Origin of the sequence: Nocardia testacea NBRC 100365 (genome assembly GCF_000308775.1) — a bacterium.
GTDB classification, from domain to species: Bacteria; Actinomycetota; Actinomycetes; order Mycobacteriales; family Mycobacteriaceae; genus Nocardia; species Nocardia testacea.
In genome coordinates this window covers 42,362-66,569 of sequence record NZ_BAGJ01000172.1, presented here as the reverse complement: position 1 = coordinate 66,569, position 24,208 = coordinate 42,362, and the positions used below count along the sequence as shown (strand labels likewise).

The following is a 24,208-nucleotide window of genomic DNA, read 5'->3' as shown; positions in this document are numbered from 1 at the left end:
GGATCGGAAACCGGGACTCTCACAGCTGTGTGCGCATCAGGACCACGTTGTACTGATTGTGCACAGTGGTGAGGAAGTAGAGATCGTCTCCGGTCTGGTAGGGGAAAATCGACGGCGCGTACGCCGTCGGCAATTCACGAGTATCGATCAATACCCGCGGTTCACTCCACGGTCCGGCCGGTGACGACGCGGTGCGCATCACCACCGAGTTGAAGGGATCGGTGGTGAGGGAGATGAATTGTCCGAGATAGTCGTTCCACATCACCGACAGTTCTCCCACGCCGTGCATGATGGGCTGTGCCGCGTTGATATCCCGTTTCCAGGCGCGGCCGTCCCAGTATTCGTAGGCGGCCAGATTCTGGAAATCCGGCTCCCGGACCCGGGAGATATAGGCGGCATTGTCGCGACCCGACGGGGTGCCGTAGACGTAAACGAAACCGCCATCCTTCACGAAGGCGTTCATCTGGAAATTGCGGTTCGCGCCCTCGTTGGGGCGGCGGGTGAAGGCGAGATCGGCCCAGGTTTCGCCGTTGTCCGCGGAGGCGGCCAGTCCGGAGTAATTGGTGGTCCAGTCGCCGGGGGTGTCCCATGTTTTCACCGACATCAGGCTCATGTACTGCACGCCGCCGATCGAGATACCGGCGGTCGGAATGCGACTGATCTCGAGAAGCGGGATCTTCGGGCTGGGGATCAGGTCCCTGGCCTGGCCGAACACATCCTTGACGACGCTGTCGAAGTAGATCCCCTGCCGTGGATCCTGGGTGTGACTGCGCACGAGAACATTACTGCGCCAAGCCCACATACTGCCCGCGAGAAGATTGGGGAAACCGACCCCGGCGGTATCGCCGAACGCGGTCAGCATTTCGCCCTGTCCGTTGTCCCACATAATGCCCAGGTCGGTGCCGAGCATGTTGTAGTTGTGGGTTCCGTTCGGGCTCGCCATGCCGGTCACCTGGAAAACGGCCCGAGTGGCCCCGTGTAACTGCGGAAGCCCGTTGGTGCCGTTCAGAACGGGAATCGGATTGATGGCGTTGGGATTCGCCGTGGCCGGTGCGGTGACTGCGATCAGTGCAGCCGATGCGCCCGCCAGCACAGAAATGAGTATCGAGCGGGTTCTCTTCAAGTCCGTCGGACCTCCGGGTCATGTCAAAGACACCGCCGGCATATGGGCGGCGCCTCGATGGATACACGGAACATTTCGACTGGCTGGCAGAACCCGGTCATGCTATCAGTGCATAGCGCCTGATCAGACGCATTGTCGGTGGTTCGGCGCCGGTGTCATTTCGGGCCCCGGTGGCGGCGTTGCCCGGACTTCGGTGACACGGTCCCGGGGCTTCGGCCCCGGGCGACATAGATCACTCCATGGTCTAATCGGAAGTTAACCGCCGATTTCAGCGGGAGACTTCAGCGAGGAAGCGGAGGACGTATGCTGCCAGCCGGAATGGACCCGCGCACACCGGTGCTCGTCGGCGTCGGACAGGTTGTGCACCGACCCGGTGAACCGGGCCTGCCCGGGCCTGTCGAGCTGGCGGCCGAATCACTGCGCCGGGCCGGCGCGGACAGCGGGACCGGGGACGCGCTGCTGCGTTCGGCGGATGTGATCGCCTCGGTGGCCCCGGTGAGTCGCCAGTACGCCGACTTCGGCGCACTCGTCGCCACCGACCTGGGCGCCTCGCCGAAACGGACACTGCAATCGGCTCCGTACGGCGGGGATGCCCCGCAGCGGTTGCTCAACCTGCTGGCCCGCGAGATCGCCGAGGGCCGGTCGGATATCGCATTGCTCTGCGGGGCGGAATCGGTCGCCTCGTGGAATGTGGCGAAGCGGTCCGGGACCGATCCGGGCTGGCCGGATCAGGACGAGAACGCCCGGCCCGACCAGATCGTCGGCTCCGACGACGCCCCCAACACCGAGATGGAGCTCGCGGCCGGACTGTGGGGCCCGATCTATGTGTACGCGCTGATGGAATCCGCCATGCGCAATCGACTGGGCCTCGACGAACAGACCCATCTGGCCCGGATCGGCGGGCTGTGGTCGCGGTTCTCCGCCGTGGCGGCGCGCAATCCCTACGCGTGGCTGCCCCACGAACGCAGTGCGAGCGAACTGATCACTCCCGGACCCGACAACCGGATGGTCGCCACCCCGTACCCGAAGTTGCTGATGGCGAACCTGACGGTCGATCAGGGCGCGGCGCTGATCCTGTGCAGCGCCGCGGCGGCGGACGCGGCCGGGGTGCCGCGGGAGCTGTGGGTCTTCCCGCACGGCGGCGCCACCGCCACCGATACCTGGTTCCTCTCCGAACGCACGGATATGGCCGCGTCCCCGGCCATCGCCGCGGCCGGCCGGGCGGCGCTGGGCGGGGCGGGAATCGGGATCGACGATATCGCCCATATCGACCTGTACTCGTGCTTCCCGGTGGCCGTACAGGTGGGCGCGGCGGCGCTGGGGCTATGCATCGACGATCCGGCGCGACCCCTCACCGTCACCGGGGGCCTGACCTTCGGCGGCGGACCCGGCAACAACTACAGCACCCACGGCATCGCCACCATGACCGAGATCCTGCGGCGCAACCCCGGCGACTACGGCCTGACCACCGCGCTCGGCTGGTACATCACCAAACACGGGGTCGGGGTCTACTCGGCGAAACCCCCCGCCGAACTGTTCCGCCCCGTCGAGGCCGAGGTGCCGGTCGCCCGGCGGGAGACCGCACCGGGCTACACCGGTCCGGCGGTGATCGAGGCCTACACGGTTCCGTACCGCAAGGGCAGCGCGGGCGACGAACCCGAAGCCGCTGTGGTGAGTGCGCTGAACCCCGCCGGTGCCCGCATACTTGTCCGGGCGACGGACAGCGAGACCATCGCGGCGGTCACCGCGGATGACCGTTTGGGCGCCGCAATCGAGATCACCGCCGCCGACCGTTTCATTCTGCGTAGCGAGAGGACCGCCTGATGACCGAGACCGTGCTCCTGGACCGGTGCGATGCGATAACCGTGCTCACGGTGAACCGGCCCGCGGCGCGCAACGCCATCGATCTGGCCACCGCCAAGGCGATCGAGGCGGCACTCGACGAGTTCGAGGCCGACGACTCGGCCCGGGTCCTCGTGTTCACCGGTGCCGAGGGAACCTTCAGTGCCGGAATGGATCTCATCGCCATGACGCGCGGTGAAGTGCCGGTGACCGAGCGGCGTGGCCCGCTCGGGATCGCTTCGAAGCCGCCGGCGAAACCGATGATCGCCGCGGTCGAGGGTTTCGCGCTGGCCGGCGGTTTCGAACTGGCCCTCTCCGGCGACCTGATCGTCGCCGCCCGGGACGCGAAATTCGGTCTGCCCGAGGTGAAACGCGGTCTGGTCGCGGCGGCCGGCGGCGTCATGCGGCTGACCCAGCGGTTGCCGCGCAGTATCGCCGCCGAACTGGCGCTCACCGGTGGCCGGATCAGCGCCGAACGTCTCTACCAGCTGGGCCTGGTCAACCGGGTGACCGAACCGGGTGAGGCGCTGGAGGTCGCGCTGGAACTGGCCGGTGAGATCGCCGCCGCCGCCCCGCTGGCGGTGGCCGCCAGTAAGCGGATCATCGACGAGACCCCGGACTGGACCGCGGCGGAGGGTTTCGCCAAACAGGGTGAGATCGCATTGCCCGCTCTGGTTTCCAAGGACGCGGCCGAGGGAGCGCTGGCTTTCGCGGAGAAACGCGATCCGGTCTGGCAGGGACGCTGAGCTTCGGCTTCGGGCCGGGGCGCCGTTCGGCCCCGGCCCGCTCGGCGCGCGGCTGCTCGGGCATACCGGGCCCTGGTTCTTGCGGATGTTTGCCGAATCGGTGACCCGGCTTCCGCATGGGCGGACATTCCGCGAGGACCGTTCCGGACATCCGCGGCCGACGCGGCCCGACGATCACCTGGGGCGAGGACGCACACCCAGTATCGTCCGCCTGGCCACCGCTACCCGGCCGGCAAGGTCGACCGGTGGCCGACCGCCTTCACCTCTCGGCCGGACGCACCGCTCCGGGAACACCTCCTCGGCTCCCGGCTACGCGGTGTCGCGCAGGGTGGGAAGCCAGTCCAGGAGGACCCGGGCGCAGCCCTCTGGATCGTCGTAGAACGGTGTGTGGCCACTGCCCGCGAGCGTGATGTGCCGGGCTCCGGGCAGTACTTCGCGGGCCCGCCTGCTCTGGGTGGCGTAGGTGAGCAGAATGTCGCGGTTCCCCCAGGCGATCGTCACCGGGACCTCGGCGAGCGCGGCGGGGTCGTGCAGCCGGGCATCGGTGAACGAGTCCAGGGCCGGGGAGAAGCCCAGGGAGTCGATCGCACCGCGCGCGGTGTCCAGCGCGACCTGGGCGCTGACGGCCCACGGTTTACCGAAGACCAGGCCCAGGAAGGCCGTCCGTCCGGCCGGAGTACCGAGCACCTTGGGCATGGCCGGGCCGAGGAGGCGACCGAGTGTTTTGGACCGGCCCAGCGACTGCTGGCACCAGATCCGGCCGGCAGTGTCCCAGAAGAAGATCGGGGAGAAGGCGGTGACCGAGCGGGCCAGGCCGCGGGCGCCCAGATTCAGCGAGATGCCGCCGCCCATCGAATTGCCCGCCAGATGGGGTCGTTCGATGCCCTGTTCGGCCAGGAAGTCGGCGAGCGCGTCGGTGAGTGTGTCCACGGTGGTGCGCGGGAGCGGGGCGGAGCCGCCGAAACCGGGCAGATCCACCGCGATCACCTCGTAATGGGCGGCCAGTGCGCCGATGACCGGTTCCCAGACCTGCCACCTGCTGCCCACACCGTGAACCAGCACCAGCGGTTCACCGCGGCCTACGCGATGGTGCTCGAGGATCGTCATGTTCGCCGCTCTCCGATCGGGACGCGATTCCGGGGTACCAGAGTAACAGCAGGCACCAGCCGTCAGTTGGCTTCGCGCGGGTGCTCGGGCGCCGGGGCGACGCGGCCCGCGCCGGCCCGGAAGGGGGTCGGCGAGTGTGAATCTTCTCGTAATTCCGGCCCCGGGTTGCACGTCGTATGTGACTACGACTACACACATGCGTGGACGTCGGCGGGTGGCCGCGGGTGCTGTTCCCCGGCCGACGCGGCGTCCGTGCGATACATCTGAGAGAGGAACCCGGTGCGGAAGACCCTGATTGCCGCGACCTTCGTCATTCTGCCGCTGTTCGCGGCGGCCTGCGGTAGCGATACCGACTCCGCGCCGGCGCTGACCGAAGCGGACCTGTCCAAATCCCTTCAGGAAAAGGGACTCCAGGACCCGGCCTTCGCCGACTGCGCCGCGAAACTGTACATCGGCGAAGGTATTTCGCAAGACGGTCTGCGGACCATGGTCAGCGACGAATTCGACACCCGGATGGCGGATCCGGAAACTCTGGGCATGAGCACGGAGGACGCCGACAAGGCGCGGGCGGCTACCAACAAAATCGTCACCGAATGCCTCGGCAAGGGCCAGTAATCGTTGCGCGGAAATGATTCTCGGTGAGCGCAATACTGCTGTCGGGAATCACCTCCTAGCAGCATGCCTGCATGACACCACAGAATCCGCCCTTCACCGCGGCCCGCACGGCCGCGGTGATAGGCGCCGACCCGGCGGGCGTCACCGCCGCGCTGGGGTTGCTCGACGCTGGATTCGACGTCGCCCTCTACAGCGATCGTGACCAGAACGCGTTGCGCGATCGGACCCGGCCGGGTATGCGGGCCGTCGCGGTGGCTCCGCAGCCGACGGGCCCGGCCGGTGGCGGTCGCCGCCCGGGCCGGGTGGCGCGGCCGGTCGGCCGTATCGCCTTCGACGGGTATGTGGGCGTCACGGTCGACAGTTCGTTCGAGACCTCGGGGCGGATCACCTCCTTCGTGGAGCGCGGCGGCGCCTTCCTGGTGGAATCGGTGACCCCGGAATCGCTGGGCGCGATCGCCGCGTCCACCGATCTCACCCTGGTCGCCGCCGGTCGCGGCCGCCTGGCCGGGTACTTCCCGGCCGCCGCGGATCGTCCCGTGCACCGGGGTTCGCCCCGGTCCCTACAGGGGCTCTACGTACTCACCCGGACCACCGGTTCCGATCGGGCCGAGCCGAACCCTCCCGCCGCTGGGCCGAGAATGGTGCACTGAGAGCACAGCACCAGTCGAGTCCGGCCCGCGCGCCGGAGACAGGAGGCTCCGGCGTGTCCGTGGCAGTTGTGGTCGGTAACCCGAAACCGGCATCCCGAACCCTCTCCGCGGCCGTCGGCCTCGCCACGGCGTTGCGCCCGGATGCCGAGCCGGCGGTCATCGACCTGGTCGAGTTCGGGCCCGGCCTACTGGGCTGGGGCGATCCCGCGGTTGCCGAGGCCGCCCGCGCCGTCGCCGGAGCCGAGCTGGTCGTCTTCGCCAGCCCCACTTTCAAGGCCACCTACACCGGTCTGCTGAAGCTTTTCCTGGAGCAGTTCGACGGCGGTACCGGCTTGGCCGGAGTACTGGCCGTGCCCTTGATGCTGGGGGCCGGCCCAGCGCACGCGCTCGCCCCCGATCTGCTGCTCAAGCCGGTACTGGTGGAACTGGGCGCGACCACCGCCCTGCCCGGGCTGTATCTGTCCGACCGGACTTTTGCCGAGGACGGCGTACTGGACGCCTACGCCGAGCGGTGGCGCCCGGTGGCGCAGGCGTTGTCGGCCACGTCGACCCATTCGAAGTGAAGGGCTGATCATGAACGATGTCTTCGAAACCCCCGCCGACGGAACCGGCCTGCGGCGCGCCTTCGCCAACTTCCCGAGCGGGGTCGTCGCGGTCTGCGCCGAGGTCGACGGGAAACCGGTCGGCCTGGCGGTCAGCACATTCGTCCCGGTCTCCCTGGACCCTCCGCTGGTGTCGTTCTGTATTCAGAACAGCTCTTCGACGTGGCCGAAGCTGGTCGACGCCGGCTATCTCGGCCTGAGCCTGCTCGGCACCGACCAGCAGGACGCGGCGCGTTCGCTCAGCTCCCGGACCGGTGACCGTTTCCGCGATCTGGAACTGCACGAGGGTACCGGTGAGGCGGTGTTCATCCAGGGCGCCTCGGTATGGATCGAGGGATCGCCCGAAGCGCATGTACCGGCCGGCGACCACACCGTGGTGATCCTGCGGATCAACCGGCTGGCCATCCACCCCGACCGCGAACCCCTCGTCTTCCACGGTTCGCGGTTCCGCCTGCTGCACGCCAGCTGACCGTCCGGGGTATCGACCAGGATGCCGCCGGTCGGTTTCGTTCGGCGGGGGAGTCGACCACCTGCCGACGCTGTCACGCCGATGCGCTGTGGAGTGCTACTGCACGGTTGCGAGCCGCCGAACGGCGATGTGCCGGACATCCGGAGAGAAGTCGGCGAAACCGGCGGCAATTCGCTGGATGAGTGCGCCCGGCTTTGCGAGAGTAGCGGCATGCCACAGTTCACCAGCGAGCCGCCGGCGTCCTTCGATTCCTTCGACGGGACCCGTATCTATTACCGGCGGGTGGGTTCCGGCTCTCCGGTGATCATGATCCACGGGTCCGGCGGGGGTCTGCACTCGTGGCAGCCGGTGGCCGAATTGCTGGCGGACCGGTTCGAGTTGTGGCTGCCGGCCCGCCGCGGTTACGCGCCGAGCGGACCCGGCCATGCCCCCAAGCACTACGCCGACGAGGTGAGCGATCTCGGGGTGATCATCGAGATGATCGGCCGGCCCGCGCACCTGGTGGGTATGTCCTACGGCGCCACGGTCGCCCTGCACGCCGCGGCGTCCGGACTTCCGGTCCGTTCGCTGGCGCTGTGGGAGCCGCCCCTGTACGCGGCGGGCGCGGAGCTGGCCCCGGTCCTGACCCGGTTCGAAGAGCTGACCGCGACCGGCGAACGCGGCCGGGCCGTCCGGCTGCTGGCGGAGAAGGTGTCCCGGGTGCCGGCGGCGCTGCTGGAGGCCGCGGGCGATATCCAACCGGACGAGAACGAGCCCGACGACTCCTACGGCTGGAGCCGGGATCTCGAGTCGATGATCGCCGACACCACCTATCTCGAACGCTGGTCGAACCTCACCACCCCGACGCTGCTGATGCTCGGTGCCGATACCTGGCAGCCGATGCCGGAGACCGTCGAGCGGCTGGCGGCCGGTATGCCGCACGCGCGGCTCGTGACGTTTCCCGGGCAGACCCATTTCGCGCCGTCGACGAGCCCCGACACCGTGGCGAGCGCTCTCGCGGAGTTCCTTTACTAGGCCCGCAGGACCGGCGCGAACTCCGGGCACAGCACGTCCACGCTGGTTCCCAGCACCCAGCCCTCCTGAAAACCGGCCGGGACCCCCGCGTCGGTCAGCTGCCGGCGGGCGGCGAGCCTGCCGGCAGTCGAGGGGTCCGCGCGCAGCGTCCCGCACACCTGCGCGCCGAGAATCGCGGCGTCCGGTCGATCGGCGCCCAGGAGCGCCAGCCGGGCGTGCAGTACCGATTCCGGCGCCACGCCGGGTATCGGGACGGCCTGGGCCACGGGCCCCGAGACGGTGCCGGCGAGGGTCAGCGCGACCCCGGAAAGCACAGCGAAAGCACCGGCAGGCAAGTATTTCAGCAAAGCGATCTCCTCTTTTCGTGAAACCGGGACCGACCCGGGAAATCGGGTCGGCACGGTGTACGCCCCGGTCCGTTCGGCCGACCGGGCGCCTTTCACGAATGACATCATTCCCCCGTGGCGACGAATTCGAACGTATTGCGGGGAAATGGCTCTCGTGCGTCAATGCCTCGACCCCAGGGGGCCGATCCGAGATCGGGTGCGCTGTTCAGAACCGGAACCGCACGATGCGGGTGGACCGTTTCATACCCGGAAGCAGATTCAAGAGGCGGAATACCCGGCGTGCGTTCGCGGGCGCCTTGGCCATCAGCACAGGTGAGTCGTTCATCGGCGCCTCATCGATGTATTCGAGCCGCGGATGGAAATCGGCCAGGGCGGCCGGATCGTCGAAGCCGCAGTGGAACCGGGTGTCGTATTTGCGCAGCGTCGGGTCCCACCGCGAGGTGCGCCACGCCAGAACCGACACCGTGTCGAGCTGGATCTGCCCGGTGGGGAAGGCATCGGCTACGTCGGTCAGCAGGCGCCGGACGTCGGTCTCGGTCAGGTAGGGCACCAGTCCCTCGGCGATCACCAGCACCGGCCGGCCGCGCGGTACGCGGTTCAGCCAGGTCGGGTCGGTGACGTCGGCTTCGATCAGGGCGTGGTGTTCGCGCGGCGGCAAGAATTGTTTGCGGACCTCGATCATGGCGGGATAGTCCAGGTCGTACCAGTCGACGGTGGCGGGCGGGTCGATCCGGTACACCCGGGCGTCGAGGCCGCAGCCCAGATGCAGTACCACCGCGTCGGGGTGGCCGGTGAGGAAGCTTCGCGCCCAGTCGTCGTGCGCCTTGGCGCGTACCACGGCGACGAGGCCCAGCTGGCTGGTGCCGAATCTGCGCTTGTCGTAGCCGGGGTCGAGGCGGCGCATGACCTGCTCGGCGTACTCGTCGCCGAGGATCGGGTCCGGCAGCCGGTTGTCCAGGGCCTTGGCCGCGAGAACAGGACGGGCGGTCTGCTGCACTCCGACGAATCCGCTGTCTTTCACGCTCGCCTATACTACTTATACTTCATGAATTTCGTGAAATATATAATGAGATGGCTACGGAACCCACGAAGAGGAGACTGCTCCAGTGACGCGAGCGGACGAGAGCGCTATCGCCGGCTTCCAGGAACGGTTCGCCCAGATCATGGTCGAATCCGGTATGCCGCGGATGGCCGCGCGCGTGTTCGCCGCACTGCTGGTCACCGACTCCGGCAAGCTGTCGGCCGCCGAACTCGGCGAGCGGTTGGGCGCCGGTGCGCCGGCCATCTCGGGGGCGGTCAAATATCTGGTGCAGGTGCGGCTGGTCGAACGTGGACGCGAGCCCGGTAGCCGGCGTGACTTCTGCCGGATCCACGAGCACACCTGGAGCCACTACATCAGCCAGTCCGACCCGGTCCTGGTCCAGGTCCAGACCGGCGCCGCCGAGGGCGCCGCCCTCCTGGGTCCTGGCTCCCCCGCCGGGCAGAGGCTCGACGAGACGCACCGGTTCTTCGCATTCCTGCGCGCGGAGATCGAACAGTCGATGGACAAGTGGCGGCGGCTGCAGGCCGCCGAACATCGGTCCGGCCGAATGTCCGAGAAGCCAGGCCGCCGCGTACATCCCGATCGGACGGCATCACCCGACGCATCGTGAAGAACCTCCTATCCGACAACGGCAACCGCAACGCTGCGAAGTATGGACCTCCGGTCTGCACCGAACTGCCGGACGCCGTGCTGCTCTGGGGCGCCGGGCATACGGCGGCGGCCGCGGGTGTCCGGCACGCGGAGTCTTACCGCCCCCCGAATTGGGGTCCTGCATATGGCAGCGGTGTCGAATAGCCTGCTTCGAGGGCATGTAACCGAAAGGACGCCGCAGAGGTTCGATCGATGTGGGCCAGAAAACTACTCAGCGAGAGCGCCCAGCGGATCGGTCGCAGTTTCGGAAAGTTGACCAGGGGATACGAATCCTTCTCCGATGACACAACCGGCAAACTTCGGTCAGGGCTCGAGAAGATCGAGACAAAGGATGTACAAGGCGGCGATCAGGCTGCTCGGTCGATAGGCGATACGACCGGATTCGATGGTGGGCCGACGAAACCCGGTACCCCGACGCTTGTCCGCCGGGTCTGCCCGTTACCTCCTGACGAACAAACTCTCGCGCGGGCCCGGCAGGACCTGGACCGCAAATTGCGCCGGCGGTTCGGGGATCGCGGCCCGACGGAATTCGAGCTGGAGGACTTACGGGACGAGCCCTGGTCGCGGCTCGAGCAGTACGCTCATATTCATCGGAATATGGAGCAGTTGGCGTCCTCGCTCGGTCGAAGCCTCGACGATCTGCAAACGCAGATGCGAAACGAGTTGCGAACCGCCCTCGAAGGCCAACCGGTGGTGATCCGAGTGCCGACCGAGCGGGACCTGATCTCCATACTCCGTGAGGGGCGCTACAAGCCGGTCTGGAACGACAGGTGGCGCGAACACGACGAAAGCCAGTGGTTCGGCCGGGAATTCGCAGCGGGCCGCTCGCCCATCTACGGTTCCGTCGCCGTCGGTGGCGTGCGCCCTGCCGGACCTCTTCTGAATGGTTCAGGACCGGATTTCCTGACCCGGGAGTACGGCCCTTACCAGCTCTATCTCACACCTGACGTTCGTGAACGCACCGCCTTCGTTGTCGGTGACTCGGGCGTGCACAAGCCATACGCGATTCCGTCCCCGCTCACCGACCCTCTCGAATGGTCCTATCACGCCCGACCCCAATCGGCCGACCCTGTGCTCAGTGGTGTCGGCCGCGACTACGACGGTCAGCCGTTCAGATCGAGGCAACATGTCGAAGCGCTCGTCCTCGGCGAGGTGACCAGGCCGAACTTCGATCTTGTGGCGCTACCCCAAGCACCCGGCCCGCAGCTGCGTGCCGCCTTGCAAGGCGCGGGCGTCGATTGGCGGGTGGTGACCAATGAGACCATCGCCCGGGAAGGCACCCCGCTCGAACGGGCCGCGGCGCTCCTACGGACCACCGAAGATCTGAAATGGGCACGAGAAGCAGCCGGCTCCGCCGTGTCCGCAGACTCCAGGAACGCCTATCTGGGTCTGGAACGGATACTCCGCGCAGACCACGACCGGTTGCTGGCAGCACACACGGCGTGAGCGCAGCAGGACGACGGTTACAGGGTTCCGACTACAGGGGTCGGAAGGAAATGGATCGTATCGCCGACGATGGCCGGCGGATCCACGACAGGCACAGCGAACACGCTCGGCGGAAATCGGTGGAGCCGGTGACGGGAATCGAACCCGCGCCATCTGCTTGGGAAGCAGAGATTCTGCCATTGAACTACACCGGCCTGCGCCCACGGGCGCGAAGGGCAGCTTAGCAGAGGCCGGGCTCGAGCTCTAAATTTCTCCGCTCTTGCTCCGGCCCGCTGCGTGCCGGGTGCCCCGGGTCAGCGTTCGGACCAGACGCCGAGCTGGTTGCCGCTCGGGTCGGTGAAGTGGAAACGGCGCCCGCCCGGGAAGTCGAAGGGGCCTTCGGTGACCGTGCCGCCGGCCGCTCCGACGCCGCGCAGGGTGGTGTCGAGGTCGTCGGAGTACAGCAGGACCAGGGGGCCGGGGCCGGTGCGGACCTCGTCGGTGGCGGCCAGCCCGCCCGCTTCACCGTCGGAGCCGTCGAAGCGGCGGATACCGGCGTAGGCGGGCCCGTAGTCGTTGAACTCCCAGCCGAAGGCCGACCGGTAGAAGGTTTTGGCGGCGTCGAGATCGGTGACGGCGAGTTCGACGTAATCGATGCCGTGATGGGTGTGCGCGCTCGTCTCGGACATGGGGATACCTCCTGATTCGCTGCGGCCGTGGACGGGCTCCGCCCGACGGGTGAAGTATGCCCGGGAGCGGTGACAGAAATCTGGACCGCGCGGACCGGGGGCTTCGCCTCGCGGGGCGGTCGCTACGCTCGTGGCGTGCTGCTTTCCGATCGTGACATCCGGGCGGAGTTCGCCGCCGGACGGCTCGGGCTCGAACCGTTCGAGGACAACCTGGTTCAGCCGTCCAGCATCGATGTGCGGCTGGACCGGATGTTCCGGGTCTTCAACAACACTCGCTATACCCATATCGACCCGGCCCAGCGCCAGGACGAGCTGACGAGCCTGGTGGAGCCCGCCGAGGGGGAGCCGTTCGTACTGCATCCGGGTGAGTTCGTGCTCGGGTCCACCCTGGAGGTGTGCACCCTGCCCGACGATCTTGCGGGGCGGCTCGAGGGCAAATCGAGTCTGGGCCGGCTGGGGCTGCTCACACATTCGACGGCCGGGTTCATCGACCCCGGGTTCAGCGGGCACATCACCCTGGAACTGTCGAATGTGGCGAATCTGCCGATCACCCTGTGGCCGGGTATGAAGATCGGGCAGCTGTGCCTGTTCCGGTTGACCAGTCCGGCCGAGAACCCGTACGGCAGCGCGGGCGCCGGATCGAAGTATCAGGGCCAGCGCGGACCGACCCCGTCGCGCGCGTACCTGAACTTCCCGACACCGAGCCGCTGAGCGTGATTCGGTTCCGTCCGTGAGGTCGGCGTTGCCGTGACCGAGTCCGGGGCGATCGGTGACGGTGTCACGGGGCCGTCCGATGCGGTGCCGGACACTCGGAACCGGGGATGTGGCCGAACAGCTCGCGCGGCCGGTCGCCGCGCCGATGCCCTACGGGTGGTCCGTGGCGCGGGGTCCGAGCACGAGGTCGGCGGTGCGGGCCAGTACCTGCGCGCGGTCGGTGCCGTCGAGCGGGTCGGCGGCCAGGAAGTGCATACCGATCCGGGCGCAGAAGGCGAGCAGGCTGCGGGCCTCGACTTCCACGGGGTCGGTGAAATAGGTGCCGATCATTTCGCGCAGCAATGCCATGCGCTGGTTGTCCACCCGGCGCAGGCGGGCCGCGACCTCGTCGTCGCGCCGGGCCCAGTCGCGTACTGCGAGGTCGATGGGCAGCAGTTCGGCGGAGAGGGTGAGTGCGCCGGCCCGCTCGATCTTGGCCCGGGCGTCGCCGCCTTCGCGGGTGACGTTTTCCAGGACATCGTCGATACTGCGCCGCTCCCAGGTGTCCAGCATCGCCTCGAGCAGGGCGTTGCGGTCGGCGAAGTACCCGTAGAAGCCGCCCTTGGTGACGCCGAGCGATTTCGCGAGCGCTTCGACGCGGACGGCGTCGGGGCCGCCGCGGGCCAGGGCGCGTAGCCCTTCGTCGATCCAGCCGGCACTGGTGGTCCGTACCGCGCCCATGTGTCTCCCTTCACCATCCGCGGTATATACGCCACCGTATATTCGCGCTACCGTTTATATACGCCAGCGTATAACAGGAAGTGGGTGTCGAAGATGACCGAGAATTCCGAGCTTCGCCCGACCGTCGAGCCGGTCGCCCGCCGGCAGCACGAGATCGGCGAATCGATCCGGGCGCACAGTGGTATGGCGGTTTACGACTACGCCGACAAGTTCACGATCGCCACGCCGCCCGGCGCGGCCGCGACGCCGGAAGAATGGGCGCGCACCGCGCTCGGCGAGGTGGCCGGTGCGCGGGGGCAGTTCGTCTGGCGGGTCGTGCTGGGCCTGCGGCTGCGGCGCCGATCGTCGGCGGGGCAGGTGGCCGGATGGCCGATCGTCGAACGCGGGGCCACCTGGCTCACCCTGGGAGCCCGGTCGTGGCTGATCAGCGGGCGTCTGGTGATCGAGCTCGCGGACGATACCGCTTCGGTGGCCACCTTCGTCCATTACGAACGCCGGCTGGGTGAACGGGTCTGGGCGGCCGTCTCGCCAGGGCATCGACGTTTCGCGCCGGTGCTGCTCACCGAAGCCGCCCGGATCCTGTCCGGCCGGTAGGAGAGCGGCCCCCGCGCGCCGTGGCGCCCGGGCGGGTTACGTCCGGCGGACCCGGCTGCCGGACGTAACCCCATCCCCGGTCATTCCGCGGCGCCGCCGGCCAGCAACGCGGCGTTGATCACCGAGGACAGTGGCGGCAGCAGGCCGTCGCGTTCCGGCGGTACCACCCAGTTGCAGCCCTCGCGGTTCCAGCGGCCCAGCCCGGTGGGCAGCATGACCGCGCTACCCACCCCCGGGATGTCGATATCGATGCGCTGCAACATCTCGACCACTTCCGGATCCGGCCGGCGGTCCGGGTAGGCCAGGAAGCTCCAGCGGATCTGACGGGCGAGCATGGGAACTCGGATCTCCCGTGAATCCAGCAGGTCGCGTACGGCTTTCGCGCGCTCGATCGGCAGGTGGACGACGCAGGCCCGGCTGGTGATCGGCAGCATGACGAAACCGCCGCGTTCGATGGCCGGTAACCCGAACGCGTGGCGATAATAAGCGGCCCAGTCGTCGACCGTTCTGAGCTTTTCCACGTTCACGGTGAACCCCTTGCCTCCTGCTGCCGAGCCTCCCTGGCGTGCCGAGCCACGGCCTGTGCCGGCCTCGCCGACCTGTCCTTCCAGGATCTCGTCCGCACCGGCGCGCCGGAAGCGCCTACACGCTCCCGTTCCACTGCCCTTGCGCTGCCATTGCCCGTAGTGGCGGGATTCCTTGTGGTTGCAGTCACATTCGGCTCGTACCCTGGAGAAGGCAATCGTTCGGAAAGGGTGACAACGTGGTCGGCCAGTGGTCTGGAAGGGAGGCCCGGGCGCTTCGCGAGGCCAAACGGATGAGTATCCGGGAGTTCGCGGCACATCTGGGTGTGCACGAACGACTGGTGTCCAAATGGGAGGCCGGGGGCGACCGGGTGCATCCGCGTCCGGTCAACCAGGCTGCCCTGGATACCTGTCTCGCCCGCTCCGACGATGTCGAACGGACCCGGTTCGCGGCGATGACCGTCCCCGGACCCGGTCCCGGTCCGCTCCCGGACGCCGGCCGGAACGCCGCGCCCGGCGGATATTCCAATGACGCCGAACTCCTGGCCCTCATCGATACCGGTGCGGCCCGCGGGGAAGGGCTGGCGGCGATTTCGGAGAGGGATCTGATCATGGCGGCAGCGCACGAGGCGAGCGAACACGCGGGCCGGGCCGAGAGTACGAATATCGGTCCGAGCACGCTGGACCAGCTCGACGCCGATGTCACGCGGATCGCGAACGACTACGTGCACACCCCGCCCATGCCGATGATGGTGGAGATGCTGCGAGTGCGGCGCCGGGTGTACCGGCTGCTGGAGGGCCACCAGCGGCCCGCGGATACCGGCCATCTATATCTGCTGGCGGGTTCGCTGTCGGGGCTGCTCGCCAATGCGAGTACCGATCTGGGCTACCTCGATGCCGCCGGGGAACAGATCCGGGCCGCGTGGGCGTACGCGGAACTCTGCGGCCACAACGGGTTACGGGCCTGGGCGCGGGGGATGCACGCGCTGATCGAATACTGGTCCGAGCGGCCGCACCGGGCGCTGCAACTGGCACAGCACGGCCAGGAGTACGCGGATTCGGCCACCGCCGCGGTGCGCCTGCACAATATCGAGGCACGGATCTGGTCCAAGATCGGCAGCGCCGCCGACACCGAGCGCTGTATCCGCGCCGCCGCCGACGCGAGCGCCGGCCCCGGGGCCGACAGCCTGCACGACGAGGTGGGCGGGGTCTTCGGTTTCTCCGACGCCAAGGCCAGCTATTACGCGGGCGCCACCTATATCCATCTCGGCCTGGCCGAACCCGCCCTGGCGGCCACCGAGCGCACGATCGAGCTCTATCGGACCGGCCCGGCGCGGCAGCGGTCATACGGCGCCGAATCCCTGGCACGCGTCGATTCGGCCGCCGCTCATCTGATCAACGGCAGCCTCGACGGCGCCGCGGCGGCACTGCTGCCGGTACTGGCGCTCGACGAGGACAAACGGATCGCCCAGTTGGAGGAACGCCTCACCGGCCTGCGGCGGCGGATCTGCGCGCCGGCCTTCCGCGGGGTCGCCGAGGCGCGGGCGCTCGACGAACGGATCGAGGAGTTCTGCGGGTCGACGGCATCGCGCAGCCTGCCCCCGGGTAGCGGGTAGCCGGCCTTCTCACGTCGGCGAGCGGGGTGTGCTCGCGCGGGCGCGGCGGCGGTGGGATTCCGACCGGTTTCCCGGCCCGGTGCAGGCCGGCGGCCCGGTGCGTGGGGTCGGTGCGGCGGTACCGGGCCGGGGCGGACCGGATATCCGCTTGCCCCTGGTGGCACCATGGATCGGGTGAGTACTGGCCATTCGCACCCCGCGCCCCGGATTCTGGAGCAGTCGAAGAAGCTGCAGAATGTCGTCTACGAGATCCGTGGACCGGTACACGCACACGCGGCACGGCTGGAATCCGAGGGTCACCGGATCCTGAAGCTCAATATCGGTAACCCCGCGCCCTTCGGCTTCGAGGCCCCCGATGTGATCATGCGGGATATGATCGCCGCCCTGCCGACCGCGCAGGGCTACTCCGAGTCCAAGGGCATACTGCCCGCTCGCCGGGCGATCGTGACCCGCTACGAGCTGGTCCCCGGTTTCCCGGAGCTCGACGTCGACGACGTCTACCTCGGCAACGGCGTCTCCGAGCTGATCACCATCACCATGCAGGCGCTGCTGGACAACGGGGACGAGGTGCTGATCCCGGCCCCCGACTATCCGCTGTGGACCGCGATGACCAGCCTGGCCGGCGGCACCCCGGTGCACTATCTGTGCGACGAGGCCAGCGGCTGGCAGCCCGATATCGCCGATATCGAATCGAAGATCACCGAACGCACCAAGGCGCTACTGGTGATCAATCCCAACAACCCGACCGGCGCCGTGTACTCGGCGGAGGTGCTACAGCAACTCGTCGACCTGGCGCGTAAGCACCGGCTGCTGCTGCTGGCGGACGAGATCTACGACAAGATCCTCTACGACGACGCCAAACACATCTCGCTCGCGACGCTGGCGCCCGATCTGCTGTGCCTCACCTTCAACGGCCTGTCCAAGGCCTACCGGGTGGCCGGTTACCGGTCCGGCTGGCTGGCCATCACCGGGCCCAAGGAGCACGCGGCCGGGTTCCTGGAGGGGGTGGATCTGCTCGCGTCGTCGCGGCTGTGCCCGAATGTGCCCGCCCAGCACGCCATTCAGGTCGCGCTCGGCGGCTATCAGAGCATCGAGGACTTGATCCTGCCGGGCGGACGGTTGCTGGAACAGCGTGATGTGGCCTGGGAGCGGTTGAACGCGATTCCCGGCGTGTCGTGCGTGAAACCCAAAGGCGCGCTGTATGCGTTCCCTAGGCTGGACCCCGAGGTACACGAGATCCACGACGACGAGAAGTTGGTTCAGGACCTGCTGCTACAGGAGAAGATCCTGATGGTGCAGGGGACCGGTTTCAACTGGCCGCACCATGATCATCTGCGGATCGTAACCCTGCCCTGGGCACGCGATCTGGCCGTTGCCATCGAGCGTTTCGGCAATTTCCTCGCGGGCTATCGACAGTAGCGGGGCGGGTTACTCCGGGTAAAAACCGACCTTCCATCCGGAATAAACCCAATTTTCCGAACCTACTGGCACAAAAGAGGATCCTGTGTGTACAGTGGTCCTCGGCACTTCAAGTGCCCGGCCAGGTTGTCTACCCCCCCTGGGCAACCTGGTCCTCGGGTTAGGCCGCCTACCCCCCTGGGCCGCCTGCCCGCGGGCGGCGGAGACATCCCCCTGCTCTCCGCCGCCCCTTCCCGAGGTCCTCGGAATCACAGCGAAATCGCAGCGTAAGCCGTATCTGCCGGTAACATGAGCCGTTTGCGAATCCTCTAGGCTGACCGGGGTGAGCGACCACCATCACCATCACGACCACTCCCGGCCGATCGCCATCGGCGCGACCGCGGCCCGCGTCGTGGTAGGTCTGCTGGTCGCCATCGGGATCGTCGTCGTCGTCGCCACCATCGCCCTGTGGCCCGACCGCCAGCAGGTCGAGATCCCGCTCCCCATGCAGAATGCCGACGGGACCGCGGTGGTCACCGAAGCCGGAAAGGTGATCCGGCAGGATATCGGCGCCTGCGGCAGTCCGTCCATCGGCCGGGTCTTCGACGGGGAACCCAAGCCGCCCACCATGCAGGTCTACGACTGCCAGCGCAGTCTGATCGCCATCGAATCGGGGCCGCACGAGGGCAAGCACACCCTGCTGGAAATCGCGCCGGGCCCCGGGCAACCCGATCTGGCCGCCGGTGACGACCTGCGGATCGTGCGGCAGACCGGGCCGGACGGTACGCCGCTGTACTCGTTCGACGATTACGCGCGGGGTATGCCACTGAGCCTGATCGTGCTGGCCTTCGTCGTGGTGATCGTGGTGGTCGCCCGCTGGCGCGGGGTCCGGGCGCTGCTGGGCCTGGTGTTCGCCTTCGCGGTGCTGGTGATCTTCCTGCTCCCCGCGCTGCTCGACGGTAAGCCCGCGATACCGGTCGCGCTGGTTGCCGGGTCACTGATCTTGTACGCGGTCCTGTACCTGGCGCACGGTGTGAATCTGCGCACGAGTTCCGCGCTGCTGGGCACCCTCACCTCCATGGTGGTGGCGGCGGTGCTGTCCTGGCTGACCATCGAGGCGACGACGCTGACCGGGCTGTCCGAGGAACAGAACACCAACGTCGCGACCTATATCGAGCATGTCAGCATTACCGGTCTGCTACTGGCCGGGTTCATCATCGGCTCGCTCGGTGTACTCAACGATGTGACCATCACCCAGGCGTCCGCGGCATTCGAACTGGCGGAACTGGACAAGAAGGCGAGCCGCCGCGAAGTGTTCGCCGCCGCCATGCGGGTGGGCCGCGACCATATCGCCAGTACCGTGTACACCCTGGTCCTGGCCTATGCCGGTGGGGCGTTGCCGCTGCTGCTGCTGTTCAGCGTCGCGGGCCGGCCGATCCGGGATGTGCTGGTGGGCGACGCGGTGGCCATCGAGATCGCGCGGTCGGCCGTCGGCGGTATTTGCCTGGCGCTGTCGGTACCCCTGACGACCGGCATCGCGGTCATGCTGGCCCGCCCCTTCGGCAATAAATCCGCCGGCCCGGCCGCCCCGGCCCGGCGGGCCCGCGCGGCCCGCCGCACGGATACCGGTACCCACCGGAAGGTCGCCCGCCCGGGTGGTTCCGAAGGCGGCGGGCAGCGGAAGCGGTCCGGCCGGGGTTATCAGCCGTGGCCGACGACCGGTGAACAGCCACGTGTACCGCGCGGCGGCGCCGGCGATCAGCGCTCCGGTCCGCGTACCGGCGAGACACCGGTCGGGCGGGGCGGTCAGTACGGGCCGCCCCGGTCGGCGCAGCGGTATCCCGGCCCGCCGGAACCGGGGGACCGGCAACCCGGGCCGGCCCGTCCGGACAACCAGTGGCCGCACAGCGGTGAGCAACGTGAGGTGCGCCGGCCGCGTCCGGGCCGGCCCCGCCCTGGCTACGGCGAAGGCTGACCTGCCGGCGCGCCCCGGCGGATAGGCGGGTTCGGCCGGTCAGCGGTTCGGTGGTGGCGGCGGGAACAGCGGGGGAATCGTCGGGACGACGATGGGCGGCAGACCCGGCACCTGGATCGTGTTCGGGCCGTTGGTGGTCGTGGGCGCCTCGGTCTCCCGGGGCGCGGCCACCGGAGGCGGCTCGGCCAGCGATTCGTGCTCGGGCGCGGTGGTCAGCGAGGCGCCCGCCAAACCGGGCCGTGCCGTGGGTGAGGTCGCCGAGGTCGCCGGCGGTGGGGTCGTCCCTTCGACGGTGGTCGATTCCTGGCGGAACATGTGCTGGCCGTAGCCGAGACCGATACCGATCGCGGCTACCACCACCAGTGCGCTCACGGCCACAGCGGCGGCGCCGAGTTCACGGCGCCGCCGCTGCGGGGGTTCGCGGAACGACCGCCGCGGCAGCAGTTTCTGCGGAATCCGCAGCGCGACGGTCGGCGGATCCTCCTCGGGCGTCAGCTGCGGCGCCGCGGATCCGACCGGGCGCGCCACCACCGTCTGCGGTGCCGCCGCGGCGCCGCTCGGGTACTTCTCGGAGCCGGGCCGTTCGGGGCCGGTAGCGGTATGCGCGACCGAGCCGGCCGGCAGGTCGACCGCGGTACCGGCGGGGGGACCGAAGATACCGGGTTGTGGTTGTGGCATCGGCGCATTCGGTCGCGAGACCGCCGGAGCGGCAACGGTCGCTTTCGTGGCCGCGTCGTCCGGTGCCACCGGGGGAGTGTCGAGTTCGGCCCCGAAAATGCCGACCTGCGCTGCCGGGTTGTCGGCCGGTCGCGCGGCGGCGGTCGCGAACGACGGTGCCGGACTGTTCGAGCGCGGCGCAACGCCGGCCGGTCGCGACTCCGGGGCCCGCCGCGCCAGTAGGGCCGCCCCGCGCGCTGTGGCCGCCTCCGGCTCCGGCGGCACCAGCACCGGCATCTCCATGATCTCCCGGAGCGTGCGGCTGACCAACGGGATACGGACGCCGCCGCCCACCGCGAGAACAGCCTGCACCGCACGGCCCGAACGGGCGATGATCTCGCGGGTGGTGTGGACCGAGGTCTCGACGGCCCGGCCGATCAGGGCGGTGAAATTCTCCTGGGTGAGCAGTACCGGTCCGTAATCGCTGGGCAGCGCTACCGCGGAAGTCCCCGAAAGCTTTTCCTTCGCCGAGCGGCACAGGGCATCCAGCCGGGCCAGACCGTCCGGGTCCGGTGGATGGGCGATCCGGCCGGAGTTGATCTGCTGTTCGCGGATGAGTGAGTCGAAATACTCGCCGCTGATATCGCCGGTGCGTTCGGCGTGCACTATCTGCCCGCCGGCGACCTCCACGACGGTGACCGACAGACCGGACGCACCCAGGTCGTAGACGCCGAGCGTGCTGACCCCGGCCAGTGCGCCGGAGGCGGTGGCGAATTCGAGGGTGGCCTCGATATCGGGCACGATGTCGTAATCGTCGAGCCCGTGCTCGGCCATCGCCACGTGCATGGCCTCGGCCTGCAGTTCGTCGCGGCAGGCCAGCACGGTCCGGGCTATCCCGGGGTCGGAGTTCAACGCGGCGGCCACCGAGAGCGCGGCCCGCTCGGCGCTGGGGGTTTCGGGCGGGACGACGAAGGTCCGCAGCTCGAACGACTGCGGGTCGGACGTCGCGGCGCCCGCCGGTGGGCGCGCCAAGCGGATCGCGCCGGTTCCCACCGACACTCCCAGTGCTGAACTCATCGGCAGCCCATCCGTACTTCCCGCTTCACGATCTGCGAGCGTCGCCCGGTCGATGGTGACGGCTCATCCCCCGAACCACTCTTGCGACACTACCGCCCGGTCCCGTCGCCGCGGGAGGCAGCAGCCACCGGCGTGAGCCGACCGGCCCCACGATGCTACGGGGTGCCCAGCCCCGCGTACACCCATCCGCCCGCGCGCCAGGCGGCCCGATCGAGACAATTGCGGCCGTCGATGATCGAGCGGGTGCGCACCACGGCGTCCAGATCCTGCGGCCGCAACCGCACGAATTCGTTCCATTCGGTGAGTACCAGCACCACATCGGCGCGGTCGCAGGCTTCCACCACCGAGGTGGCGTAGTTCAGTGTGGGGAATACGCGCCGGGAGTTCTCCAGGGCTTTCGGGTCGTAGACGGTGACGACCGCGCCGTGCAGCTGGATCATGCCGGCCACGTTGAGCGCGGGAGAGTCGCGCACATCGTCGGATTCGGGTTTGAAAGCCGCGCCGAGCACCGCCACGTTCGCCCCGAGCAGCGACCCGCCGCAGGCACGTGCCGCCATATCCACCATCTTGGTGCGGCGGCGCATATTGATGTTGTCGACCTCCCGCAGGAAGGCCAGCGCGTGGTCGGCGCCGAGTTCCCCGGCCCGGGCCATGAAAGCGCGAATATCCTTGGGCAGGCAGCCGCCGCCGAACCCGACCCCCGCGTTGAGGAAGCGGCGGCCGATGCGGGCGTCGTAACCGAGGGCGTCGGCCAGGACCGTGACATCTGCGCCGGTGGCCTCACACACCTCGGAGACCGCGTTGATGAAGGAGATCTTGGTCGCCAGGAACGCGTTGGCGGACACCTTGACCAGTTCCGCGGTGGCCGGATCGGTGAGCAGGAAGGGGACCTCGGCGGCCAGTAGCTCCGCGTACAGCTCTTCGACCACCTCACGCACCCAGGCCGACCGCTCCCGTTGTTCGTCCACGCCGAGCACCAGCCGGTCCGGCCGCAGGGTGTCCTCGACCGCGAAACCCTCGCGCAGGAATTCGGGATTCCACGCGACCTCCACCTCCACCGAGGTGAGAGCGCGGGCGCGGCGACCGAGTTCGGCGGCGGTGCCCACCGGCACGGTGGATTTGCCGATGATCACCGAGGGGCGGGTGATGAGCGGCGCGAGCGTATCCACGACCGCGTGCACATATTTCAGGTCGGCGGCGTACTCGCCCTTCTTCTGCGGGGTGCCGACCCCGAGGAAATGGACGTCGGCGTGGTCGGCCGCTTCGGCGTAGGAGGTGGTGAACCTGAGCCGGCCCGCGTCGAGATTGCGACGCAGGACCGCCTCGAGGCCGGGTTCGTAGAAGGGAGTGACACCGTCGGAGAGTTTCGCGACCTTGCCCGGGTCGATATCGACCCCGATCACATCGTGTCCGAGCTCGGCCATACACGCTGCGTGCGTGGCCCCCAGGTACCCGGTTCCGAAGACTGTGCATCGCATGATCGATTGGTAATCCCCGCCGGTGCACACACCAGAAAACCGAGGCGAGGTGGCGGGCAACAGCAGATGTACACCGGGCGACGCGGTCCATCGAGCACTGCTGACCAGGCCGTAGGCTCCGCCCGAGGCGGCGTGCGCCCCCGCGAGCGCGTTGTGCGCGTACTGCCCGTGCCGCCCGGCGGGTCCGGGCCGCGTGCCGTGTTCCCGAGTGGGCACACGCGGCCTGTGAATCTCTGTGGACCGACCGTGCCCGTTAGGATCGCGGCAGTGCGCCGCCGACTCGTCCTCGCCGCGGGGGTGGTCTCTGTCGTCGTGGTGGTGCTCGGCCTGTGGCCGGTCTATGTGAGCCCGCAGCGCGAGGATCCCGCGCCCGCCGATGCGATTCTGGTGCTCGGCGGGGCCCACGACGGACGGGAAGAACTGGGGCTCCGGCTGGCCCGCGCGGGATACGCGCCGCGAGTGCTGATCTCCAACCCGTACGAGGACAGTCCGCTGGTGAACCGGATCTGTCACGGCGGGTACAGCTTCGAGGTGGTGTGCTTCGATCCGTCGCCACGGACGACGCGGGGAGAGGGGCGTTATCTCGCCGACCGGGCGCGGGAGCACGGTTGGCAGCGGGTCATCGTGGTCACCTTCACCCCGCACATATCCCGAGCCAGATTCGTTCTCGGGAAGTGCTGGGATGGGCAGCTGCTGTTCGTGGACACCCGCCCGAGGCTGTCGGTCCCGCGCTGGGCCTACGACTATGTCTATCAATCGGTGGGTTATGCCAAGGCGATCTTCGAGGACTGTGATGTGCGGTCGGCCGGTCCATAGAGAGGCGACTTTCGAGCGCTTGCAGTGTCGTACTCCCCCCGCGGGTGTTCGAGGCGGAAGTCCGGGCGGATCTCGGGTCTGCTCCACCTGGCGGTCATATTCGCAGGGGAGGCCGGCAGCTCCGCCCCACGTCGCCGAGAGAGGGGGCGAAGGGACCCGGCTGCGGGTAATTCTCCGGACTCCTCCGTGTTTGTTCGATCCGGAACCGGGTCCGGCCCCGACGTTGGAAACCGGTCCTCCGGTGGTGCGGAACACGGGAACTGCGCAGATATGAGGGCAGATGCCGTCAGTTTGACGCGGGGCCGGTGACCTGGCTA

Annotated in this window: 23 protein-coding genes, 1 tRNA gene and 1 pseudogene; 15 read left to right on the top strand and 10 right to left on the bottom strand. The window is 68.5% G+C overall.

All coding sequences use genetic code 11. From position 1 onward, the window contains the following. Positions 1-19 precede the first annotated feature (19 nt). Positions 20-1,123 (bottom strand): glycoside hydrolase family 183 protein, encoded by a 1,104-nt coding sequence (locus ON38_RS24110; protein WP_039827218.1) that lies wholly within the window; start codon positions 1,121-1,123, stop codon positions 20-22. Positions 1,124-1,426: 303 nt separating this feature from the next. Here ON38_RS24110 and ON38_RS24105 point away from each other — a divergent pair, with 303 nt between their 5' ends. Continuing rightward, positions 1,427-2,947 (top strand): TLP1 C-terminal extension domain-containing protein, encoded by a 1,521-nt coding sequence (locus tag ON38_RS24105; RefSeq protein ID WP_039827217.1) that lies wholly within the window; start codon positions 1,427-1,429, stop codon positions 2,945-2,947. Beyond that, complete coding sequence (locus ON38_RS24100) at positions 2,947-3,711, top strand: crotonase/enoyl-CoA hydratase family protein (protein WP_039827216.1); 765 nt, start codon at positions 2,947-2,949, stop codon at positions 3,709-3,711. Before ON38_RS24105 ends, ON38_RS24100 begins: the two co-directional genes overlap by 1 nt. 309 nt (positions 3,712-4,020) lie before the next feature. On the opposite strand, the gene ON38_RS24095 is transcribed toward ON38_RS24100, so the two are convergent. Further along, complete coding sequence (locus ON38_RS24095; protein ID WP_039827215.1) at positions 4,021-4,818, bottom strand: alpha/beta fold hydrolase; 798 nt, start codon at positions 4,816-4,818, stop codon at positions 4,021-4,023. 279 nt (positions 4,819-5,097) lie between these two features. On the opposite strand from ON38_RS24095, the gene ON38_RS24090 reads away from it, so the two are divergent. The 5 genes from ON38_RS24090 to ON38_RS24070 all read left to right on the top strand — a co-directional run bounded on the left by ON38_RS24090 (position 5,098) and on the right by ON38_RS24070 (position 8,168). Further along, positions 5,098-5,433, top strand: a complete 336-nt coding sequence (locus tag ON38_RS24090; protein WP_039827214.1) for a hypothetical protein — start codon at positions 5,098-5,100, stop codon at positions 5,431-5,433. 71 nt (positions 5,434-5,504) lie between these two features. Beyond that, positions 5,505-6,083 (top strand): hypothetical protein, encoded by a 579-nt coding sequence (locus tag ON38_RS24085; protein WP_051165113.1) that lies wholly within the window; start codon positions 5,505-5,507, stop codon positions 6,081-6,083. A gap of 53 nt (positions 6,084-6,136) precedes the next feature. Next, a complete protein-coding gene (locus tag ON38_RS24080; protein WP_039827213.1) occupies positions 6,137-6,646 on the top strand; it encodes an NADPH-dependent FMN reductase in 510 nt (169 codons plus the stop codon). Between the two features lie 10 nt (positions 6,647-6,656). Next, complete coding sequence (locus tag ON38_RS24075; RefSeq protein WP_039827212.1) at positions 6,657-7,154, top strand: flavin reductase family protein; 498 nt, start codon at positions 6,657-6,659, stop codon at positions 7,152-7,154. Positions 7,155-7,364: 210 nt separating this feature from the next. Further along, on the top strand, positions 7,365-8,168 hold the full coding sequence (locus ON38_RS24070; protein WP_157181874.1) for an alpha/beta fold hydrolase: 804 nt from the start codon (positions 7,365-7,367) through the stop codon (positions 8,166-8,168). On the opposite strand, the gene ON38_RS24065 is transcribed toward ON38_RS24070, so the two are convergent. Both ON38_RS24065 and ON38_RS24060 read right to left on the bottom strand, forming a co-directional pair. Further along, positions 8,165-8,515 (bottom strand): TIGR02452 family protein, encoded by a 351-nt coding sequence (locus ON38_RS24065; protein ID WP_157181873.1) that lies wholly within the window; start codon positions 8,513-8,515, stop codon positions 8,165-8,167. The genes ON38_RS24070 and ON38_RS24065 overlap by 4 nt on opposite strands. Positions 8,516-8,720: 205 nt before the next feature. Further along, positions 8,721-9,536, bottom strand: a complete 816-nt coding sequence (locus ON38_RS24060; protein WP_039827210.1) for a class I SAM-dependent methyltransferase — start codon at positions 9,534-9,536, stop codon at positions 8,721-8,723. 85 nt (positions 9,537-9,621) lie between these two features. Between ON38_RS24060 and ON38_RS24055 the strand changes: the two genes are divergently transcribed. Continuing rightward, positions 9,622-10,167 carry a GbsR/MarR family transcriptional regulator gene (locus tag ON38_RS24055; protein WP_157181872.1) on the top strand — a complete coding sequence of 182 codons (546 nt, stop codon included), beginning with the start codon at positions 9,622-9,624 and terminating at the stop codon, positions 10,165-10,167. 293 nt (positions 10,168-10,460) lie between these two features. Beyond that, positions 10,461-11,654, top strand: coding sequence for a hypothetical protein (locus tag ON38_RS24045; protein WP_157181871.1), 1,194 nt, complete (start codon positions 10,461-10,463; stop codon positions 11,652-11,654). Positions 11,655-11,774: 120 nt separating this feature from the next. Here ON38_RS24045 and ON38_RS24040 read toward each other — a convergent pair. Together ON38_RS24040 and ON38_RS24035 are read right to left on the bottom strand one after the other, a co-directional pair. Continuing rightward, positions 11,775-11,848: transfer RNA gene (locus ON38_RS24040), tRNA-Gly, on the bottom strand. A gap of 99 nt (positions 11,849-11,947) precedes the next feature. After that, positions 11,948-12,322: a VOC family protein gene (locus ON38_RS24035; RefSeq protein WP_039827207.1), complete on the bottom strand. Its 375-nt coding sequence runs from the start codon at positions 12,320-12,322 to the stop codon at positions 11,948-11,950. Positions 12,323-12,457: 135 nt separating this feature from the next. Here ON38_RS24035 and dcd point away from each other — a divergent pair, with 135 nt between their 5' ends. Continuing rightward, on the top strand, positions 12,458-13,033 hold the full coding sequence (dcd, locus tag ON38_RS24030) for a dCTP deaminase (protein ID WP_039827206.1): 576 nt from the start codon (positions 12,458-12,460) through the stop codon (positions 13,031-13,033). Between the two features lie 153 nt (positions 13,034-13,186). Here the strand turns inward: dcd and ON38_RS24025 are convergent, their stop codons facing one another. Beyond that, entirely contained in the window at positions 13,187-13,756 is a 570-nt protein-coding gene (locus ON38_RS24025) for a TetR/AcrR family transcriptional regulator (RefSeq protein WP_039827205.1), read from the bottom strand. Positions 13,757-13,849: 93 nt separating this feature from the next. On the opposite strand from ON38_RS24025, the gene ON38_RS24020 reads away from it, so the two are divergent. Then, positions 13,850-14,350, top strand: a complete 501-nt coding sequence (locus ON38_RS24020; protein WP_039827204.1) for a DUF2867 domain-containing protein — start codon at positions 13,850-13,852, stop codon at positions 14,348-14,350. 80 nt (positions 14,351-14,430) lie between these two features. On the opposite strand, the gene ON38_RS24015 is transcribed toward ON38_RS24020, so the two are convergent. Next, positions 14,431-14,877 (bottom strand): hypothetical protein, encoded by a 447-nt coding sequence (locus ON38_RS24015; RefSeq protein WP_039827203.1) that lies wholly within the window; start codon positions 14,875-14,877, stop codon positions 14,431-14,433. A gap of 290 nt (positions 14,878-15,167) precedes the next feature. Between ON38_RS24015 and ON38_RS24010 the strand changes: the two genes are divergently transcribed. The 3 genes and pseudogenes from ON38_RS24010 to ON38_RS24000 all read left to right on the top strand — a co-directional run. Then, positions 15,168-16,490 (top strand): helix-turn-helix domain-containing protein, encoded by a 1,323-nt coding sequence (locus ON38_RS24010; protein ID WP_083873048.1) that lies wholly within the window; start codon positions 15,168-15,170, stop codon positions 16,488-16,490. Positions 16,491-16,655: 165 nt separating this feature from the next. Then, entirely contained in the window at positions 16,656-17,909 is a 1,254-nt protein-coding gene (locus ON38_RS24005) for a pyridoxal phosphate-dependent aminotransferase (RefSeq protein WP_039827201.1), read from the top strand. 322 nt (positions 17,910-18,231) lie between these two features. Continuing rightward, a pseudogene (locus ON38_RS24000) lies at positions 18,232-19,503 on the top strand (YibE/F family protein); the annotation flags it as partial. A 399-nt stretch (positions 19,504-19,902) separates the two neighbouring features. Here ON38_RS24000 and ON38_RS37105 read toward each other — a convergent pair. Together ON38_RS37105 and ON38_RS23990 are read right to left on the bottom strand one after the other, a co-directional pair. Then, positions 19,903-21,597 carry a DUF7159 family protein gene (locus ON38_RS37105; RefSeq protein WP_218000827.1) on the bottom strand — a complete coding sequence of 565 codons (1,695 nt, stop codon included), beginning with the start codon at positions 21,595-21,597 and terminating at the stop codon, positions 19,903-19,905. 155 nt (positions 21,598-21,752) lie between these two features. Beyond that, the gene (locus ON38_RS23990; protein WP_039827236.1) at positions 21,753-23,075 is read right to left on the bottom strand and encodes a UDP-glucose dehydrogenase family protein; all 1,323 of its coding nucleotides are present in this window, start codon (positions 23,073-23,075) and stop codon (positions 21,753-21,755) included. Positions 23,076-23,342: 267 nt separating this feature from the next. On the opposite strand from ON38_RS23990, the gene ON38_RS23985 reads away from it, so the two are divergent. Then, on the top strand, positions 23,343-23,891 hold the full coding sequence (locus tag ON38_RS23985) for a YdcF family protein (RefSeq protein ID WP_039827200.1): 549 nt from the start codon (positions 23,343-23,345) through the stop codon (positions 23,889-23,891). Positions 23,892-24,208: the final 317 nt, after the last annotated feature.

What these genes read in the sequence shown, in the direction of transcription:
- ON38_RS37105 (WP_218000827.1), bottom strand. Translation starts at nt 21,597, where the DNA reads ATGAGTTCAGCACTGGGAGTGTCGGTGGGAACCGGCGCGATCCGCTTG.
- ON38_RS24005 (WP_039827201.1), top strand. Translation starts at nt 16,656, where the DNA reads ATGGATCGGGTGAGTACTGGCCATTCGCACCCCGCGCCCCGGATTCTG.
- ON38_RS24070 (WP_157181874.1), top strand. Translation starts at nt 7,365, where the DNA reads ATGCCACAGTTCACCAGCGAGCCGCCGGCGTCCTTCGATTCCTTCGAC.
- ON38_RS24035 (WP_039827207.1), bottom strand. Translation starts at nt 12,322, where the DNA reads ATGTCCGAGACGAGCGCGCACACCCATCACGGCATCGATTACGTCGAA.
- ON38_RS24075 (WP_039827212.1), top strand. Translation starts at nt 6,657, where the DNA reads ATGAACGATGTCTTCGAAACCCCCGCCGACGGAACCGGCCTGCGGCGC.
- ON38_RS24100 (WP_039827216.1), top strand. Translation starts at nt 2,947, where the DNA reads ATGACCGAGACCGTGCTCCTGGACCGGTGCGATGCGATAACCGTGCTC.
- ON38_RS24025 (WP_039827205.1), bottom strand. Translation starts at nt 13,756, where the DNA reads ATGGGCGCGGTACGGACCACCAGTGCCGGCTGGATCGACGAAGGGCTA.
- ON38_RS23990 (WP_039827236.1), bottom strand. Translation starts at nt 23,075, where the DNA reads ATGCGATGCACAGTCTTCGGAACCGGGTACCTGGGGGCCACGCACGCA.
- ON38_RS24020 (WP_039827204.1), top strand. Translation starts at nt 13,850, where the DNA reads ATGACCGAGAATTCCGAGCTTCGCCCGACCGTCGAGCCGGTCGCCCGC.
- ON38_RS24085 (WP_051165113.1), top strand. Translation starts at nt 5,505, where the DNA reads ATGACACCACAGAATCCGCCCTTCACCGCGGCCCGCACGGCCGCGGTG.
- ON38_RS24105 (WP_039827217.1), top strand. Translation starts at nt 1,427, where the DNA reads ATGCTGCCAGCCGGAATGGACCCGCGCACACCGGTGCTCGTCGGCGTC.
- ON38_RS24010 (WP_083873048.1), top strand. Translation starts at nt 15,168, where the DNA reads ATGAGTATCCGGGAGTTCGCGGCACATCTGGGTGTGCACGAACGACTG.
- ON38_RS24095 (WP_039827215.1), bottom strand. Translation starts at nt 4,818, where the DNA reads ATGACGATCCTCGAGCACCATCGCGTAGGCCGCGGTGAACCGCTGGTG.